General features: G+C 71.0%; 16 protein-coding genes. 8 read left to right on the top strand and 8 right to left on the bottom strand.

Features of this window, described 5'->3' with window-relative positions; translation table 11 throughout:
• Positions 1 to 23: 23 nt before the first annotated feature.
• Positions 24 to 857, top strand: a complete 834-nt coding sequence (locus MPTA5024_RS06880) for an SAM-dependent methyltransferase (RefSeq protein ID WP_036320858.1) — start codon at positions 24 to 26, stop codon at positions 855 to 857.
• Between the two features lie 126 nt (positions 858 to 983).
• On the opposite strand, the gene MPTA5024_RS06885 is transcribed toward MPTA5024_RS06880, so the two are convergent.
• Positions 984 to 2,009, bottom strand: coding sequence for a LacI family DNA-binding transcriptional regulator (locus tag MPTA5024_RS06885; protein ID WP_036320861.1), 1,026 nt, complete (start codon positions 2,007 to 2,009; stop codon positions 984 to 986).
• Positions 2,010 to 2,200: 191 nt separating this feature from the next.
• Between MPTA5024_RS06885 and MPTA5024_RS06890 the strand changes: the two genes are divergently transcribed.
• The 4 genes from MPTA5024_RS06890 to MPTA5024_RS06905 all read left to right on the top strand — a co-directional run bounded on the left by MPTA5024_RS06890 (position 2,201) and on the right by MPTA5024_RS06905 (position 7,172).
• Complete coding sequence (locus MPTA5024_RS06890) at positions 2,201 to 3,484, top strand: sugar ABC transporter substrate-binding protein (protein ID WP_036320863.1); 1,284 nt, start codon at positions 2,201 to 2,203, stop codon at positions 3,482 to 3,484.
• An 87-nt stretch (positions 3,485 to 3,571) separates the two neighbouring features.
• Positions 3,572 to 4,558 carry a carbohydrate ABC transporter permease gene (locus MPTA5024_RS06895; protein WP_036320865.1) on the top strand — a complete coding sequence of 329 codons (987 nt, stop codon included), beginning with the start codon at positions 3,572 to 3,574 and terminating at the stop codon, positions 4,556 to 4,558.
• A complete protein-coding gene (locus MPTA5024_RS06900; protein ID WP_036320867.1) occupies positions 4,555 to 5,376 on the top strand; it encodes a carbohydrate ABC transporter permease in 822 nt (273 codons plus the stop codon). Before MPTA5024_RS06895 ends, MPTA5024_RS06900 begins: the two co-directional genes overlap by 4 nt.
• Positions 5,377 to 5,453: 77 nt before the next feature.
• Positions 5,454 to 7,172 (top strand): amylo-alpha-1,6-glucosidase, encoded by a 1,719-nt coding sequence (locus tag MPTA5024_RS06905; RefSeq protein ID WP_036320869.1) that lies wholly within the window; start codon positions 5,454 to 5,456, stop codon positions 7,170 to 7,172.
• A gap of 12 nt (positions 7,173 to 7,184) precedes the next feature.
• On the opposite strand, the gene MPTA5024_RS06910 is transcribed toward MPTA5024_RS06905, so the two are convergent.
• Positions 7,185 to 7,658 (bottom strand): SRPBCC family protein, encoded by a 474-nt coding sequence (locus MPTA5024_RS06910; protein ID WP_051457787.1) that lies wholly within the window; start codon positions 7,656 to 7,658, stop codon positions 7,185 to 7,187.
• 87 nt (positions 7,659 to 7,745) lie between these two features.
• Here MPTA5024_RS06910 and MPTA5024_RS06915 point away from each other — a divergent pair, with 87 nt between their 5' ends.
• Entirely contained in the window at positions 7,746 to 8,417 is a 672-nt protein-coding gene (locus tag MPTA5024_RS06915; protein WP_036320871.1) for a TetR/AcrR family transcriptional regulator, read from the top strand.
• Between the two features lie 142 nt (positions 8,418 to 8,559).
• On the opposite strand, the gene MPTA5024_RS06920 is transcribed toward MPTA5024_RS06915, so the two are convergent.
• The 6 genes from MPTA5024_RS06920 to MPTA5024_RS06945 form a co-directional block, all read right to left on the bottom strand.
• Positions 8,560 to 9,318, bottom strand: a complete 759-nt coding sequence (locus MPTA5024_RS06920) for a sugar isomerase domain-containing protein (RefSeq protein ID WP_198166985.1) — start codon at positions 9,316 to 9,318, stop codon at positions 8,560 to 8,562.
• A gap of 11 nt (positions 9,319 to 9,329) precedes the next feature.
• Positions 9,330 to 10,073, bottom strand: a complete 744-nt coding sequence (locus MPTA5024_RS06925; RefSeq protein WP_063794631.1) for a GntR family transcriptional regulator — start codon at positions 10,071 to 10,073, stop codon at positions 9,330 to 9,332.
• Positions 10,067 to 10,897: an ROK family protein gene (locus MPTA5024_RS06930; protein ID WP_036320876.1), complete on the bottom strand. Its 831-nt coding sequence runs from the start codon at positions 10,895 to 10,897 to the stop codon at positions 10,067 to 10,069. The genes MPTA5024_RS06925 and MPTA5024_RS06930 overlap by 7 nt, the downstream gene beginning before the upstream one ends.
• Positions 10,894 to 11,718: a carbohydrate ABC transporter permease gene (locus MPTA5024_RS06935; protein WP_036320877.1), complete on the bottom strand. Its 825-nt coding sequence runs from the start codon at positions 11,716 to 11,718 to the stop codon at positions 10,894 to 10,896. Before MPTA5024_RS06935 ends, MPTA5024_RS06930 begins: the two co-directional genes overlap by 4 nt.
• A complete protein-coding gene (locus tag MPTA5024_RS06940; RefSeq protein ID WP_051457789.1) occupies positions 11,715 to 12,557 on the bottom strand; it encodes a carbohydrate ABC transporter permease in 843 nt (280 codons plus the stop codon). Before MPTA5024_RS06940 ends, MPTA5024_RS06935 begins: the two co-directional genes overlap by 4 nt.
• Positions 12,558 to 12,661: 104 nt before the next feature.
• Positions 12,662 to 13,984 (bottom strand): extracellular solute-binding protein, encoded by a 1,323-nt coding sequence (locus MPTA5024_RS06945; protein ID WP_198166986.1) that lies wholly within the window; start codon positions 13,982 to 13,984, stop codon positions 12,662 to 12,664.
• A 746-nt stretch (positions 13,985 to 14,730) separates the two neighbouring features.
• On the opposite strand from MPTA5024_RS06945, the gene MPTA5024_RS06950 reads away from it, so the two are divergent.
• A complete protein-coding gene (locus MPTA5024_RS06950) occupies positions 14,731 to 14,910 on the top strand; it encodes a hypothetical protein (protein ID WP_036320880.1) in 180 nt (59 codons plus the stop codon).
• A gap of 593 nt (positions 14,911 to 15,503) precedes the next feature.
• Positions 15,504 to 16,601, top strand: a complete 1,098-nt coding sequence (locus tag MPTA5024_RS06955; protein ID WP_051457791.1) for a cytochrome P450 — start codon at positions 15,504 to 15,506, stop codon at positions 16,599 to 16,601.
• The last annotated feature ends 29 nt before the right edge of the window (positions 16,602 to 16,630 follow it).

The following is a 16,630-nucleotide window of genomic DNA, read 5'->3' on the forward strand; positions in this document are numbered from 1 at the left end:
CCCGAGACAGACAAGGAGCATCCATGCACGACCCGGCCCCCCATCTGAGTGCCGCCTCCCGGATCAACACCGAGATCGCGCACCCGGCCCGGATCTACGACTACCTGCTGGGCGGCAAGGACAACTTCGCCGCCGACCGCGAGGCGGCCGAGCAGCTCGTCAAGGTCTCTCCGGGCACCCGCGAGGGCGTCCGCGCCCACCGCGCCTTCCTCCGCCGGGCCGTGAGCTACCTCGCCGGTGACGCCGAGCTCACGCAGTTCCTCGACATCGGCACCGGCATCCCCACCCAGGGCAACACCCATGAGGTCGCGCAGGAGATCAACCCCGAGGCCCGCGTCGCGTACGTGGACAACGACCCGATCGTCCTCGTGCACGGCCGGGCCCTGCTGAAGGGAAACTCCCCCGGCACGACCACCGTCATCGAGGCCGACCTCCGCGAGCCCGAGGCGATCCTGTCCCATCCCGAGATCACGGAGCTGATCGACTTCAGCCGGCCGGTGGCCGTCATCCTCGCGGGCGTCCTGCACTTCGTCACCGACGAGGAGGACCCGTATGTGACGATCGACCGGTTCAAGGCGGCCGTCCCCTCGGGCAGCCACCTGCTGCTGTCGCACATCACGCTCGACTTCGCCCCGCAGGTGCGCGACGAGGACTTCACCAAGCCGTACGACAAGAGCAGCGCGCCCATGGTGCCGCGGACGCACGCCGAGGTGGCGCGGTTCTTCGACGGCTGGGAGATGGTCGACCCCGGCCTGGTCGAGGTGGTGCGGTGGCGGCCGGACGAGAGCGCCTACCAGGAGTGGATCCCGGGCGGCGGCCACGCCTGGGCCTACGGCGGCGTCGCGGTCAAGCCCTGACGACGGCGGGACCGGCGAGGCCGGGTGCGCGCACCCGGCCTCCGGCCCAGGCCTGCGTGGCGAATCGATTCGCCTCCGAAGGCGCGTGCGCCCGCCTTTTGGCGCTCCGAAAGGCGTACGAGGGTCTCAGGCGAGCGGGCCGCGGGGGCGGGCGGGCCCGGTCGTGCCGCGGAGGGAGATGGGCGGGGCGACCAGGAAGTGGCCGTGCGAGGTGGCGGGATCGGCGATCCGCCGGATGAGCATCTCGACGGCGCGGGCGCCGAGCTCGTCCGCGGGCACGTCGGCGGCCGTGAGCGGCGGGTGCAGGTTCTCCGCCAGGTGGCCGGCGGCGACGCCGGCGATGGAGAAGTCGCGGGGCACGACCAGGCCGGCGTTGGAGAGCGCGCGGTACACGCCGGGGGTGGCGGACTCGTTGACGGTGGCGATGGCGGTCAGCCCGGGGTGCTCGTCGAGGAGCTGTTCGACGCAGGACACCCCGGAGTTGATGTCGTCCGCGCAGCACATCTCCACGCCGTGCAGGCCGCGTTCGGCGACCGCCCGGGTGAACCCCGTCTGCGCCCGGTGGCCGGGGCCGTACCCGGCCGCCACCAGCTCCGCGGACCGGTTGACCAGGGCGATCTGGCGGTGACCCAGGTCGGCCAGGTGGTGCACGCACTTGGCCATCAGCGTCTCATAGTCGATGTCCACCCAGGACATCTCCTCGGGGTGACGCGTGCGGCCGATGCCGACGAAGGGCAGCCCCGACTGGCGCAGACGGGTGACGCGCTCGTCCTCCAGCCGGATCTCCATGACGATGACGCCGTCCACGCGCCTGCCGGCGACCACGCGCTCGAAGGAGCGGTCGTGCTCGCCGCCCGACGGTGACAGCAGGACGTCCAGGTCGGCTCGCGCCGCGGCGTCGACGACGCTGGCCACGAAGCCGAGCTGCATGTCGGTCAGGCGCCGGCTGGCCGGGGGTATGACCAGGCCGATCGTGTGGGTCCTGCCCTCCTTGAGCGCCTTCGCGACGGCGTTCGGCCGGTAGCCCAGCTCGTCGATGACCGCCTGGATGCGCCGGCGGGTCTCCTCCGAGACGGGACGCTTGCCGCTCAGCGCGTAGGAGACGGTACTGCGCGCCACGCCCGACCTCCTGGCGATCTCCCCGATGTTCACCCGCGCTCCTCACCTGATCAGACCGACACGCACATGGTAGGTCGAATCGAGCAGACAGCGGCAGCGGCCTTCGTTACGAGGGCGTTTCCACCGACCCCATTGACGCGGGCGGCGTCTCGTCCTATGTTCAGCGAACCGATTCGATATCGGAGGAGATAGCCGCTCAGCACGTGTCAGCGGAGGTCATAACCATGGGATCAGCGGCAGTCGGCCGGCGCGCGGCCGGCCTTGGATTAGCGGCCCTCGTGGCCGCCGGCGGTCTCGCCGGATGCTCGTCCTCGAACGACGGCGGCGGTGGAGGTGGCGGTGGAGGCACCGCGAGCCAGGCCGCCGGTGGCGGGACCTACACGATCTGGGACCCGTACCCGCAGTACGACAAGGACTCGGAGTGGGTGAAGCTGCTCACGCAGTGCGGGACCCAGGCGGGGGTGACGGTCGAGCGCACGGGCTACGACACGACCGACCTGACGAACAAGTCGCTGCTGGCGGCGCAGCAGGGCAACGCGCCGGACGTGCTGATCGTGGACAACCCGGTGGTCTCCACGCTGGCCGAGGCCGGGGTCCTGACCACGACGGAGGAGAACAAGCTCGACACCTCCGCGATCGCGCCCAACCTCCTGGCCGCGGGTCAGAGCGGCGGCAAGACCTACGGCGTCCCGATCGGGGCCAACACGCTGGCGCTCTACTACAACAGCGACGTGCTGAAGAAGGCGGGGGTGGAGGCCGACGGCATCAAGGACTGGGCGTCGCTGACCGCGGCGCTGGAGAAGGTGAAGGCGGCGGGCAAGAAGGGCATCACGTTCTCCGCGATCGGCACGGAGGAGGGCAGCTTCCAGTTCCTGCCGTGGTTCTGGGGGTCGGGGGCCAACCTCACCAAGCTGGACTCCCCCGAGGGGGTCTCGGCCGTCGCGCTGTGGACCGACTGGCTGAAGAAGGGGTACGCCCCCAACTCGGTGATCAACAACACCCAGACCACGAGCTGGCAGGAGTTCGCCACCGGCGACTTCGCCTTCGCCGAGAACGGCACCTGGCAGCTGGCCAACGCCGAGAAGGCTGGCTTCCCGTACGGCATCATCCCCATCCCGGCGAAGGACGGCGGGACCGCGCCGGCCCCGACCGGCGGCGAGTTCGTCAGCATCCCGGTGCAGAAGGACACGGCCCGCTACGCCACCTCCCAGAAGCTGGTGACGTGCCTGACCAGCACGGACAACTCGCTCACCACCACGACCACGCTCTCGTACATCGCCCCGACCGAGCAGGTGCAGGCCAAGCAGGTCGAGCAGAACGCCGCCCTGAAGGTGTGGGTGGAGGCGGTCAAGGCGGCCAAGGGCCGTACCAGTGACAACCTCGGAACGAAGTACCCGAAGATCTCCGAGCCGATGTGGGGCGGGGTGCAGGCGGCGCTGAGCGGGTCGAAGAGCCCACAGCAGGCGATGGCCGACGCGCAGTCCGCGGCCGCCAGCGCCACCCAGTAGGACACCCAGGAACAGGGGCCGGAGGTGGGTCCCGGGGCGCGCCGGCGCCCCGGGACGCCCTCCGTCCTCGCACGGATGAAGGACAGGATGAATCACGCGACACAGACGCCGCCCGCGGCCGTGGCGGGCGAACGGCGTGGACGGGATCGGGCGGCGCCGTCCGGGGCGGGGCGGCGCGGGGTCGTCCGCCGCCGGTGGGCCGGGCAGTGGACGGCTTGGGCCTTCCTGGCCCCGGTCGCCGTCTACCTGCTGGTCTTCTACGCCTACCCGCTCTACCGCAACATCGAGCTGAGCCTGCGCAACTACACGGTCCGCTCGTTCGTGCAGGGCGACGCCCCGTTCACCGGGCTCGCCAACTACGCGAAGGTCGTCCGCGACGCCACGTTCGGGCCGGCGCTGTGGCACACCATGGTGTTCACCGTGGTGTCCCTGGCCTTCCAGTTCACCATCGGGCTCGCCCTGGCGGTGTTCTTCACCCGGAACTTCCGCCTGTCGGCCACTCTGCGCGCGCTGTTCCTGGTGCCGTGGCTGCTGCCGCTCATCGTGTCGTCCTCGACCTGGTCGTGGATGCTCAACAGCGACTCCGGCGTCGTCAACGCCGTCCTCGCCGCGTTCGGCATCGGGCCCGTCCACTGGCTGACCTCGCCGGACTGGTCGCTGTGGTCGGTGACCATCGCCAACATCTGGATCGGCATCCCGTTCAACCTGGTCGTGCTGTACTCCGGCCTGCAGGCCATCGACCCGGCCATCGACGAGGCCGCCGCGCTCGACGGCGCCGTCGGCTGGCGGCGGTTCCGCTCGGTGACCTTCCCCCTGCTGCGCCCCGTGTCGGCCATCACCCTGCTGCTCGGCCTCGTCTACACACTGAAGGTGTTCGACATCATCTGGATCATGACCAAGGGCGGGCCGAGCACCTCCTCCACCACCTTCGCCACCTGGTCCTACCGCCTCGGGTTCGGCAACCTGCTGCCGGCCTTCGGCCCCGGCGCCGCCGTCGGCAACCTGCTGATCGTCATGGCCCTGGTCTTCGGCCTGATCTACATCCGCGTGCAGCGACGGCAGGTGGCGGCATGACCGCGGCACGGCGCGGCTGGTGGCGGACCGGCCTGGGCGTGGTCTTCACCGCCCTGATGCTGTTCCCGGTCTACTGGATGATCAACGTGTCGTTCACCCGCGACCAGGACATGCGCAAGTCGCCGCCGTACTGGTTCCCGGTCCACGGCACCCTGGAGGGCTACCGCGCGGTCCTGGAACAGCAGGGCCCCTACCTGGCCACCAGCCTGATCGTGGGAGCCGGCACGGTCGTCCTCACCCTGGCCATCTCCGCGCCCGCCGCGTACTCGCTGGCCAAGCTGCGCCCCCGCGGCGGCGGCGTGCTGAGCTTCGTGCTGCTGATCGCGCAGATGATCCCCGCGGTGATCATGGCGATGGGCTTCTACGCCATCTTCCTCAGCACCGGCGTGCTCAACACCCTCCCCGGACTGATCGTCGCCGACTCCACCCTCGCCGTCCCGTTCGCCGTGCTGATCTTCACCACGTTCATGTCCGGAATCCCGGACGAGCTCGTGCAGGCGGCCCGCGTCGACGGCGCGGGGGCGCTGCGGACCTTCCGGTCGATCGTGCTGCCCGTCAGCCGCAACGCCATCATCACCGTGTCCCTGTTCACGTTCCTGTGGGCCTGGTCGGACTTCGTCTACGCCAGCACCCTCGACCAGGGCGGCGGCCACCAGCCGATCACGCTCGGCATCTACCACTACATCGGCAACAACAACCAGCAGTGGAACGCCATCATGGCCACCGCCGTCATCGCGTCCATCCCCGCCACCGTCCTGCTCGTCGTCGCCCAGCGCTACGTCGCCGCCGGCGTCACGGCGGGCGCGGTCAAGCACTAGACCCGGGCGTGGCCGGACACCGACCGGCCGTCCCCGCCCGTCCTCCTCACCCTCTTGTTCGAAGGGACTCCCACTTCATGACCGTCGCCGCAGGCCCGGTGTTCTCCCCGCAGGAGATCCCGTTCAGCTTCCGCGGATCGTGGTTCGACTTCTCTCCGGTGATCGGGGAGAAGAAGTACGCGCAGGACGTCCACCTGGTGTCGCACCAGACCGGCATGCACCCGATCCTGCGGCTGATCCCCACCGTGGAGGGCGTCCGCGCCGAGACGACCGTCACCGCCGCACCACACCGGCTCACCTGGGCCCACGACACCGGCCGGATCGACCTCGCCTACGAGAATCCCGACACCGCGCGCGTGCGCGGCCAGGGCCTCGGCCTCCGCCTGCTGGCGGCCGACCCGGTCCTCACGCCGTTCAGCGGCCCGTACTTCTACCAGGATCCCGGGGACGGCTCGTGGGTCTTCACGGTGTACCAGACGGGACGCCGTTACCGCATCACCCTGCTCGCCGGCCGCGCCGAGGCGCTGGGAGCGCAGGCGCTCGGCACGGCCGAGCGCGGCGTCGTGCTGCCCGGCGACGGCGAGCCGTGGGAGGTCGCGATCGAGGAGTACGAGACCGCCCGCGCCCCCTACGTCGGCGGGGACGACTTCGAGCACGTGGCGGCGGCCGCGCGAGCCGAGTTCGAGGCGTTCCGCGACGCGGTGGCGCCCTGGCGCAGCGACCGCACCCCGGCGGCGGAGCTGGCCGCCTACGTCCTGTGGTCGGCCACCGTACGCGCGGCGGGGTTCGTCACCCGGCCGGCGGTGCTGATGTCGAAGCACTGGATGGACAAGGTGTGGAGCTGGGACCACTGCTTCAACGCCATCGCTCTCGCCGGCGGCCTGCCCGAGCTGGCATGGGACCAGTTCCGGCTGCCCTTCGACCACCAGGACGCGGCGGGCGCGCTGCCTGACTCCGTGACCCACTCCGAGGTGCTCCACAACTTCGTCAAGCCGCCGATCCACGGGTGGGCCCTGGGACTGCTGCGCCCGCTGCACGAGCGCGAGCCCGCCGAGGTCTACCGGCTGCTGGAGGGGTGGACCGGCTTCTGGCTCACCGCCCGCCGCGTCCCCGGCCGCGAGCTCCCCCACTACCAGCACGGCAACGACAGCGGCTGGGACAACGCCACCACCTTCGACCCCGAGCGCCTCGTCGAGAGCGCCGACCTGGCGGCCTTCCTCATCCTCCAGATGCGCGAGCTCGCCCGCCTTGCCGGCGAACTCGGCCGTCCCGAGGCATCGGACCGCTGGTCGGAGGCGGCGGGCCGGATGCGCGACGCGCTCATCGCCGAGCTGTGGGACGGCGACAGGTTCGTCGCCCGGGGCGTGCACTCCGGACGGACGTGGTCCAGCTCCAGCCTGCTCGACCTCATGCCCATCGTCCTGGGAGAGGAGCTGCCCGCGTCCGTCCGCGACGTCCTGGCCGCCCGGATCGAGACGCACCTGACCGCGTTCGGGCTCGCCACGGAGCTCCCCACGTCGGAGCACTACCAGGACGACGGATACTGGCGCGGCCCGATCTGGGCGCCCTCGACCGTCCTCGTCGAGGACGGGCTCCGCCGCGCCGGGTACGCCGACCTGGCCGACGAGATCAGCGCCCGCTTCCGCGCCCTGTGCGAGAAGTCGGGGTTCGCGGAGAACTTCGACGCCGGCAGCGGCACCGGCCTGCGCGACCGCGCCTACACCTGGACGGCCAGTGCGTATCTCATCCTCGCCGCCGCCCACGAGCGCCGGGAGGCGGCCGCCGACCCCGCCTGAACGAGCGTGCGCTCAGGTCCTGGGCGCGGAGGGGCCGGCGCCGCGAGGCGCGTCGAGGTCGTCGAGCACGGCGGGCAGGCCCACGGTGAGCATCCTGCGGCGGACGCGGCCAAGGAAACGGGCCATGAAGGCGCCGCCGAAGCCGGTGAAGCCGGTGTGCTCGTAGACGAACCGGGTGCCGCCGTCGTGGGGCTGCACCCGGTAGACGACCTCGGTGGTCTCGCCGTTCCCGTCGCCGCCGGCCCAGGAGTAGCGCAGCAGGGACGGCTCGTCCACCTCCAGCACCTCGCAGTGCACGACGCCGCTCCACCCGGGCCTGGGCTTGGCGACGAACCGGAACCGGGTGCCGACGACCGGGGCGAATCCCTCCGCCCGGGCGCCGGCGCCGGTCGCGGTCCATCGCGGGATGAGCTCGGGGTCGGTCACGGCACGCCACACCTTCTCCACGGCGTGCGGGTAGTCGCAGACGATGCGGATCTCGGACATGCCAGACCTCCTCCGACTGTTTTTTCAGTCACTGAAAGAGAGGCTACTCGAAAACTTCAGGGACTGTAATAGTCTGGGATCGTGAGCATGCGTGCGGTGGACTGGCCGATGCTGCGCGATCAGCACGTACCCGAGGACGAACGACCGCGGGAGCGCAAGAAGCGGCTGCTGCGCCGCCGGCTGTCCGACACCGCGACCCGGATGTTCCTCGATCGGGGCTTCGACGCCGTACGGGTCACGGAGATCGCCGAGGCGTGCGGCGTGACGGAGAAGACCGTCTACAACTACTTCCCGACCAAGGAGTCGCTGATCCTCGACCTGTGGGACAGCACGGCGGCCTCCCTCCGCACGCTGGCCGACCCCACGCGGCCGCCGCTCGAGGCCGCGCTGGCGATCCTGTCCGGCGAGCTGACCGCCCTGACCTCCTGGCTGTCCGCGCAGGACGACCCGGGCCACGCCGTCGAGCTGATCCTGCGCTTCGGCGCCCTGCTGCGCTCCACGCCCGCGCTCCAGGCCCACCAGCGCGAGGCCACCGACAGGCTCATCGCCGCCGCCGCCCGCGCGCTGGCCGAGCGGGCAGGCGTCGGGCAGGACGCACCCGAGCCCCGCATCGCCGCGATCGCCCTCATCGGTCTGTGGCAGATCCAGTTCCAGAGCCTGGGCAGGCATCTCGCCGCCGGCCTGACACCGGCCCAGCTCCGCGACGCTGTGAACGCCGACGTCCACCGCGCCGCCGTGGTTCTCGACACCGGTCTCTAGCCGCGACGGCACATGCGTGCCGGGGTTGTGGGCGGCGTCGCGGCGGCAGCGATGCGCAACGCCAGGGAACGCGGCGAACGGATACGGAAGGGCCTGATCACCGGCGAACGGCGATCAGGCCCTCGGCCGTACGGCCGTCATCTCACCGCTGGTCGCGCCCTGCGGCGGCGTGCAGGCGGCGCTGGTGGTCGGCGAACACCTCGTCGTTCGACGAGACGGTGGCCCCGGGCACCGTCGGGGAGACGAACGTCGGCACCACGACGCCCCGGCCGGCCAGCACGGCGGCCGTACGGGTGACGATCTCGTGGCTGACCACGCTGGCCACCACCGTCGAGGCGCCCCCTACCGGACGGTCCCAGCCGTCCACCTCGATGATGGCGTCCTGGACGGGCACGCCCGTGTCGATCGTGACGTCGCAGACCTCCGCGATCCGCTGGCCGCTGGAGTGCTCGGCCGGGCGTTCGAGGTTGGCCACCGACGTGACCGCGACGGTGAACAGGCCGCGCTTGGCGCCGTACATGGCCGCCTCGACGGGCGCCGCGTTCCTGCCGCCGTGGCTGTAGACCACCAGCACGTCGCCGGGGGCGAGCGGCTCGTGGTCCAGGTACTGCTTGATGTACCCCTCGGTCCGCTCCAGCCAGAGCAGTTCGCGCACCCCGCCCGGCCCCAGCACGTTGTGCCACATCAGCCGGGGATCGGTGAGCGGGTGGATGCCCGCGAAGCTGCCGTACCTGGGGAAGGCGTCCAAGGTGGGGATCACCGAGTGGCCGCTGCCGAACAGGTGGATGAGGCCGCCGTTCTCGACGGCGTCCGCGCAGCGCTCGGCCACGGTCGCCAGCACCTCCTCCTGCGTGGAGGCGAGCCGGTCAAGGATGGTCATCAGGGTTCGGGTGTAACTCACAGGCGTTCCTTTCATGGGGTCCGCAACGCCAGCCGCACGCGGTACCGGTCACCGCGCATGACGCTGCGTACGTGTTCGAACGGACCATGGGCGTCGAAGGTGAGGCGTTCGACGTAGAACGCGTGGGCGCCCGCGGCCACTCCGAGGGTCGCGGCGTCCTCGTCGAGCACGCCGCCGACCGTGAAGGTCTCGACGGCCTCGCGCGGGACCAGTCCATAACGCTCGTTGAGGGTCTGGTAGAGCGACCGGTCGGTGAAGTCGATGTCGGCGAGGCCGGGGAACCGGTCGAGCGGGAGGAGCGCGGTCTGCACGCCCACGGGCCGGGACCCGTCGGTCCTGAGCCTGCGCAGCCGCAGCATCCGGGCGTCGGCGGCCAGTTGCATCTCGGGGGGCAGGCCCTCCTCCCCCGCTGTGACGACCGCCTGACCGAGGACGCGCGAGCCCGCGTTGTGGCCGAGCTGCGCGAGCTCGGTGGTGAAGGACGTGACCCACCGCGCGCCGGCGGTCAGGCGCGTGTCGCGGACGAAGGTGCCCCGGCCCTGTTCCCTGACCAGCACCCCGCGGTCGGCCATCCGGGCCACTGCCTGCCGGACCGTGACGCGGCTGACGCCGTACGCCCTGCCCAGCTCCTCCTCGGTCGGCAGCCGCTGACCCGGCACCCACTCGCCGTCGTCGACGCGTTGCTGCAGGCTCCGCTCGACCTGCAGGTAGAGAGGGACTCCCGAGGTGGGGTCCAGCCCCTTGACGATCACCATTCCTCCGTTCTGGCGATGAGGAGTGCTCCCACGACGCCCGCCCTGGACCCCAGGGCGGCGGGCCGCACCGGCACCCGGCCGCCGTCGGGTGAGGCGAACCTCGCGACGTGCCGCTGAAGCGGAGGGCCGAGGACGTCCATCGCGTCGGCGAGCCCGCCGCCGATGAGAATGATCTCGGGATCGATCGTGCTCGCGACCGCCGCGACCCCCCGGGCGAGACGGGCGGCGTACGCGTCGAGCGCGTCACGCGCCCGCTCGTCGCCCTCGCGGGCCGCCGCCACCAGGGCGGGACCGTCGCGCAGGGCCGAGCCGGAGGCGGCCTGCTCGAACGGGCCGTGGACCCGGTCGTCCGGCGCGTCCGCCGGCAGCCAGCCCCACGATCCGGCGCTGCCGTGGACCCCGCGCCAGATCCGGCCGTCGACCAGGAGGGCGCCGCCGATGCCCGTCCCGACGGCCAGCAGCACCGCCGACCCGGCCCCCTTGGCCGCGCCCTCGGCGGCCTCGGCGAGCAAGGTGAGATGGCCGTCCAGGCCGAGCCGCACCGGCGCGCCAAGGCGGGTCTCCAGGTCCTCCCGCAGCGGCCGGCCCTCCAGCCAGGGCAGCGCGGGGACGAACAGCGGCCCGCTCTCACCGGAGGTCCCCGGCAGCCCGATCCCGACTCCCGCCGGTCGTGCGACTCCCGCGCAGAGCCCGGCCACCTGATCGAGGAAGGCGTCATAGGACCCGGCCACCGGGGCCGTGACGAGCTCGCCGCGCCCGTCGGGCGTCTCGGCCAGCACCCGTACGGAGGTGCCGCCGACGTCGATGCCGACGAACGCCGTCATCCCTTCACCCCCGTCCGGGAGATGCTCTGTACGAACACGCGCTGGGTGAGCAGGAACACCACGATCGTGGGCACGCTGGCGATCAGAGCCCCGGCCATGACCACGTTCTGATACTGCACGCTCGTGCTGTACGACAGCAGGCGGCTCAGCGCGAGGACGACGGGGAACTTGTCGTCCGACTGCAGGATCGACAGCGGCCACAGGAAGTTGTTCCAGTAGAAGACGAACGCGAAGATCGCGAGGCTGACCAGCGCGGGACGCAGCAGCGGCGTGACGATCTGCCAGACGATGCGCGCCTCCGACGCACCGTCCAGGCGGGCGGCCTCGATCAGTTCCTCGGGGACGTCGGCGATGAACTGCCGCATCAGGAAGATGCCGAAGGCGTTCGCCAGCCAGGGCAGCATCACGCCCAGGTAGGAGTCGGCCAGGCCCATCGTCGAGACCAGCCAGTACAACGGCACCAGGGTCACGATCGGCGGCAGGAACATCGTGGCGACGACCGACCAGAAGAGCAGGTCGCGGCCCCGGAAGCGGTACTTCGCGAACACGAAGCCGGCCATCACGCTGGTCACCAGGACCGACAGCGTGGAGACCCCTGCGATCAGGACGCTGTTGGCGAAGGCGCCGCCGAAGGGGACGGCCTGGAAGACCTCGCCGAACGCGGAGAACGTCACGTGGGACGGGAACCAGGTCGGCGGCGCCTTCTGCAGTTCCTCCGGGCCCTTCAGCGCGGAGATCACCATCCAGTAGAGCGGGAACAGCGGCACCAGGATGACCAGCCCGAGCGCGACAGCCGTCCCCGCGCGCGCCGTCCGCCTCATGACCGTGCCTCCGGCGCCGACCGCCGGCGCATCGCGGCGAGGACGACCCCCGCGACGGCCACCAGCACGAGCAGCAGGCTGAAGGCCATCGCGCTCGCCTGGCCCGCCATGCCGTTCTGGAACGCCGCCCGCTGGATCGCGTACGACAGGACCGTGGTGCTCTCAGCGGGCCCGCCCTGGGTGAGGATGTAGACGGGGTCGAAGACCTGGATCGCGTTGATCGCGGCGATCAGCACGATGAAGGTCGTCGTACGGCGGAGCAGGGGCAGCGTGACGCTGAACGTCTGCCGCCAGAAGCCGGCGCCGTCGATGCGGGCCGCCTCGTACACGTCGCCGGGGATCTGGGTGAGCCCCGCGACGACAAGGATCGTGTAGTAGCCGGTCATCTGCCAGACGTGGAAGACGACCAGGGAGAACAGCGCCGTCCCGGGGTCGCTCAACCAGGCGGGCGGGTCGATCCCGACGGCGGTCAGCGCCTGCGAGATCGGGCCGTAGTCGGGCGCGTAGAGCGCTCCCCAGACGATCGCGATGGCCACCGTGGGAATCACGTAGGTCGAGAAGAGAGCGGCCCGCGCCGCGGCCTTGCCCGCGGTCTTCGGGAAGTAGAGCAGCATTCCGAGCCCGAGGGCCAGGGGGACGGTCGTCACCAGGACGACAGCGACGTACACCAGGGTGTTGCCGAGCGCGTTCAGGAAGTCGTCGCTGTGCAGCAGGTCCGTGTAGTTGCCCAGCCCGCGCCACGTCATCTGCGACAGCGGCGTGTACATCGACCAGTCGTGCAGGCTGATCCAGAACGTCAGGGCCATCGGCACGGCGACGAACAGGACGATGACCGCCATCGCCGGAGAGAGGAAGGCGATCGCCGCCCCCCACCTGGCGGACCCCCGAGCCCGGGCCCGCCATCCGGTGCTCGACCGGATGGCGGTGCGGGAGGCCTGAACCGTCATGCGCCGGCCTTGGTGAGGATGTCGGAGACCTCCTTCTGCGCCGCGGTCATCGCCTGCTGCGCGGTCTCCTTGCCGAACACGACGTTCTCGATGTGCTTCTGCACGGCCTGGCTCATGGCCTCGCCGCCCAGCACGGTCGGGAAGGGCTTGGCGTTCGGCAGCTCGGCGACGTACGCCGCGATGAACGGGTCGGACAGGTCGGCCTTGTGCGCCGTGAGGTCGCCGGTCCTGCTGGGCAGGATGCCCATCGACATCAGGATGTCGCCCATCGCGGACGATCCGCCCTTGCCGCTCTCGGGTCCGTTGAGGAACTGGAGGAACTTCCAGGCAGCGTCCTGCTTGGCCGGCGAGGCCTTGCCGTTCACCATCGTCAGCCAGGAGTAGGACACGCCCGAGGACGCCGTGCCGTCCGGGCCGACCGGCACCGGCGCCACGCCGACGTCGGAGTACCGGTCGCCCATCGCCTGCTTGAGCGCGCTCTGCCACCAGTTCGCCATAATGATCATGCCGGTCTTGCCGTTGACGAAGTTGTCGAGGTACGGCCCGGTCGTGTTGGCGTTGGCGCCGCTCATGGACGGCTGGGTGGCCCCGCTCTTGACGAGGTCCGCGTAGAGCTGGGCCGCGGCCACCACCTTCGGGTCGTCCAACGTGGGGGTGCTCCCGTCGAGCAGCCCGCCGCCGTTGGAGTTCACCAGCGACAACCAGGGGTGGACGGCGCCGGAGGCCCAGCTCGTGATCACTCCGAAGCCCTGCTGCGTCACCTTGCCGCCGTCGCGCCTGGTGAGCTTGGCGGCATCGGCGACCAGCTCGTCCCAGGTCTTGGGCGGAGCCGTGATGCCCGCCTCCGCGAACAGCTTCTTGTTGTAGTTGAGCGCGTAGAGGTCGACTTCGTTCGGGTACCCGCGGACCTGCCCCTGCTTGGTGACGTCGTCGACCGTGTTCCCCGGCCAGCCGGCCTTGACGTCCGCGGCCACGCCCGCGGGGGCGGGGGCGGCGAGGCCGTCCCGCACCAGCTCGGGAAGCCAGAGGTCGTAGATGCCCGCGATGGTGGGACCGTTGGGGCTCGCGCCCTGCGTCCTCAGCGTGCTGAGCAGATTGGCGAAGGGAACCGCGCGGATGTCGACGGTGACATCCGGGTTCTTCGTGTGGAACGCGGCGGCGGCGGCCTTGAGCGCCGTCACCTGCTCGGGTCCCCAGTGGGTAAGGAATGAGATCGTCTGCGGTCCGCCGGCCGCTCCGGAATCCTCCGCGCCGCCGCCGCATCCGGCCAGCGCGAGCGCCAGCACGGCACCGAGTGAAATCGCTCCGACAGTTCTCAAGGGGGTCGCCTCCTCCCCGCTGTACGCCGCCGCCGACCGGGCGTCGTTACATCGTTAGGTTGTTATAACGAATTTGGGGAGAGATAGGAAGGTCGGGCGAGGGACGTTACCCGGGTGTTATGCGGGGTCGTCGCGGCCGGCGCGCTTCGGCGCGCGAGCGCTGCGCGATGCCGCGTCCCGGTCGGCGGCGCCTTAGCCCATGAGCGCGATGATCAAGCCGTTGCGGTGCCCGAGACCGCGTCCGGATCCGGCCAACCGGTAACCGCCGGTGAACCGTCAGGCGTCACCCAGGAGCCCCCCCAGCACCTGGAGAATCCCTTGTCCTACCCGCCCCTGTACGACGAGCGGCCCGTCCAACGTCGCCGCGGCCGCGGCAGCGAACGCACCATCGCCCTCGTCGCTCTCGTGATCGCAGCAATCGCGGTGCTGATCGCCGCCGTCCTCGCCGTCCTGCTCATGCGGAAGACGGGAAGCCCGGGGACCGCGCCGGTCGCGACCGCCGGCCCTCTCGTGGTGAGAACGAGCGCGGCGCCCACCCGTAACCCCGCGCAGCCAAGACGCGGGCCGGCGCCCGCCTGGCCGCGCAGAAGGTATTCGACCTGTACACCTCCGGCCAGTACGGCCCTTTCTGGGACCGCTGGACGAGCGAGGCACAGCGTCTGGTCTCGCGCCGCGACTATGTCCGGCGCTTCAGGCTCTGCCCCTCCATCGCGCAGGGGATACGTATCCAGATCTCGGCGGTATCGGTGACCGGGGACCACGCCCACGTCACGGCTGCCAGAAGCATCGCCACGTTCGTGTACGACTTCCAGTACGAGCGGGGCGTCTGGCGATTCGTCCCCGACGCCGATCAGCAGAAGGAGTACCGGACCAAGAGCGTGGACCAGATCGTACGCGAGGAGCGGGCGGCGGGTCTGTGCGGCTGAGGTCTGCATCCGCTCTTGTGACGCGCACCCCCGCCCTGCTGCGAGGCCCCGGAGGGGTAAGGCGTCTCGCAGGACGCGGCGGAGATGGGCCGCGTAGGCGCGGGGGTGGGTGGTGTTGCCTGTGGCCGCCGGGGAACTCCACCAGGTCGGTGCCGAGCACCTGTGCGACCGCCGCCGCCTCCTCGTCCAGCCCGCGCCGAAGATCTCCGACAGGGTCGAGGAGGTCCGTTCGACCTCCATCGACGCCGCACTGGCCCCGGGCCCTCGTCACCATCGGCCCGCGGCAGGTCGCCGAGGTCACCGCCCTACGGGAGGAGCCGGCGCGATACCTCACACCTCAGTCGCTCGACCGCCTGCGCGGCTGACGGCTCGTCGACGCCGCCCATGAGGGGCGACACCTGCCTGTTGACGGGTGACCCGCCACTACGTACGTTTCGCGTGGATCGTCTCCCGGCCCCGTCGAAAGGGGTTTGCGATGACCGCCGAGCTGAACTCGGGCGAAACCTGGCCGGACATCGTGCCGGGGCCGCTCGCCACGCCGTCCCCGGGAGTTCGCCCGCAGGCGCGAGTCGGGGCCGCTGGAGCCGGCGACGATGCCGAGCGGCGACCGCGTCCCGCTGGCCGTCGGATATGAGGACGTCCGCGCCCTGCTGGCCTCCCTCACCTCCAGCCGCAATCTGCGCCTGCCCGGGCTGCCGCGGCTGGTGAGCGGAATCGGCATCGACGACGACCCGAACGCCCTGATCAACCAGGACCCGCCGGAGCACACCCGCTACCGCCGGATCATGCACGGCACCTTCACCCCGCGCCGGATCGAACCATGGCGCCCCCGGATCGCGAGACTCGCCCAGGACCTGCTCGATGGCCTCGGCGACGAGTTCGACCTGGTCGAGGGGTACGCGTTGCAGCTCCCGGGCCAGGTCATCTGCGAGTTGCTCGGCGTGCCCAAGGACGACTACGGCCGGTTCGTCCGCTGGACGGACATGTTCTTGACGACCTCCACAGCCACCGAGCAGGCGCGGTACCAGAGCAACGTCGAGTTCATGGCCTACGCCACCGAGCTCGTCGCCCAGCATCGCGCGGAGCCCGGCGAGGACCTCATCGACCTGCTCATCCAGGCCAGGGACCAGGACGACCGGCTGTCGGAGGGCGAGCTGGTGCACACCGTGTTCGCTCTCATCACGGCCGGCCACGAGACCACCGCCTCGATGATCGCCCGCGGCGTCTTCCGGCTGCTCCTGCACCCGGCCCAGTGGGCCGAGCTGGTCGCCGACCCGAACCTCGTGGCGACCGCCGTCGAGGAGATCCTCCGCTTCGACGGACCCCCCGCCAGCGCCTTCATGCGCCGGATCACGGAGGACATCGACCTCCCCGGCGGCCGGCTGCCCGCCGGGACGGTCGTGATGCCGAACCTGAACGCGGCCAACCATGACCCGCAGGCGTTCCCTGATCCCGAACGGTTCGACATCCACCGGTTCACCGGCCACCCGCCGAACCCGCACGTGGCCTTCGGCTACGGCCCGCACCGGTGCCTGGCCGCCAGCCTCGCCCGGGTCGAGCTCACGGAGGCGATCAGAGCCCTGGTCACCCGGCGCCCCACCCTGCGCCTCACCGCCTCACCCGAGTCGGTGACCTGGGCCGACGGCCTGGTCTACCGTCCGGTCGCCATGCACGTCACCACACGCGGCTGAGCGCCCACGCAGGGAACACGGCGAACTCA

It is taken from the genome of Microbispora sp. ATCC PTA-5024 (assembly GCF_000511135.2).
GTDB classification, from domain to species: Bacteria; Actinomycetota; Actinomycetes; order Streptosporangiales; family Streptosporangiaceae; genus Microbispora; species Microbispora corallina.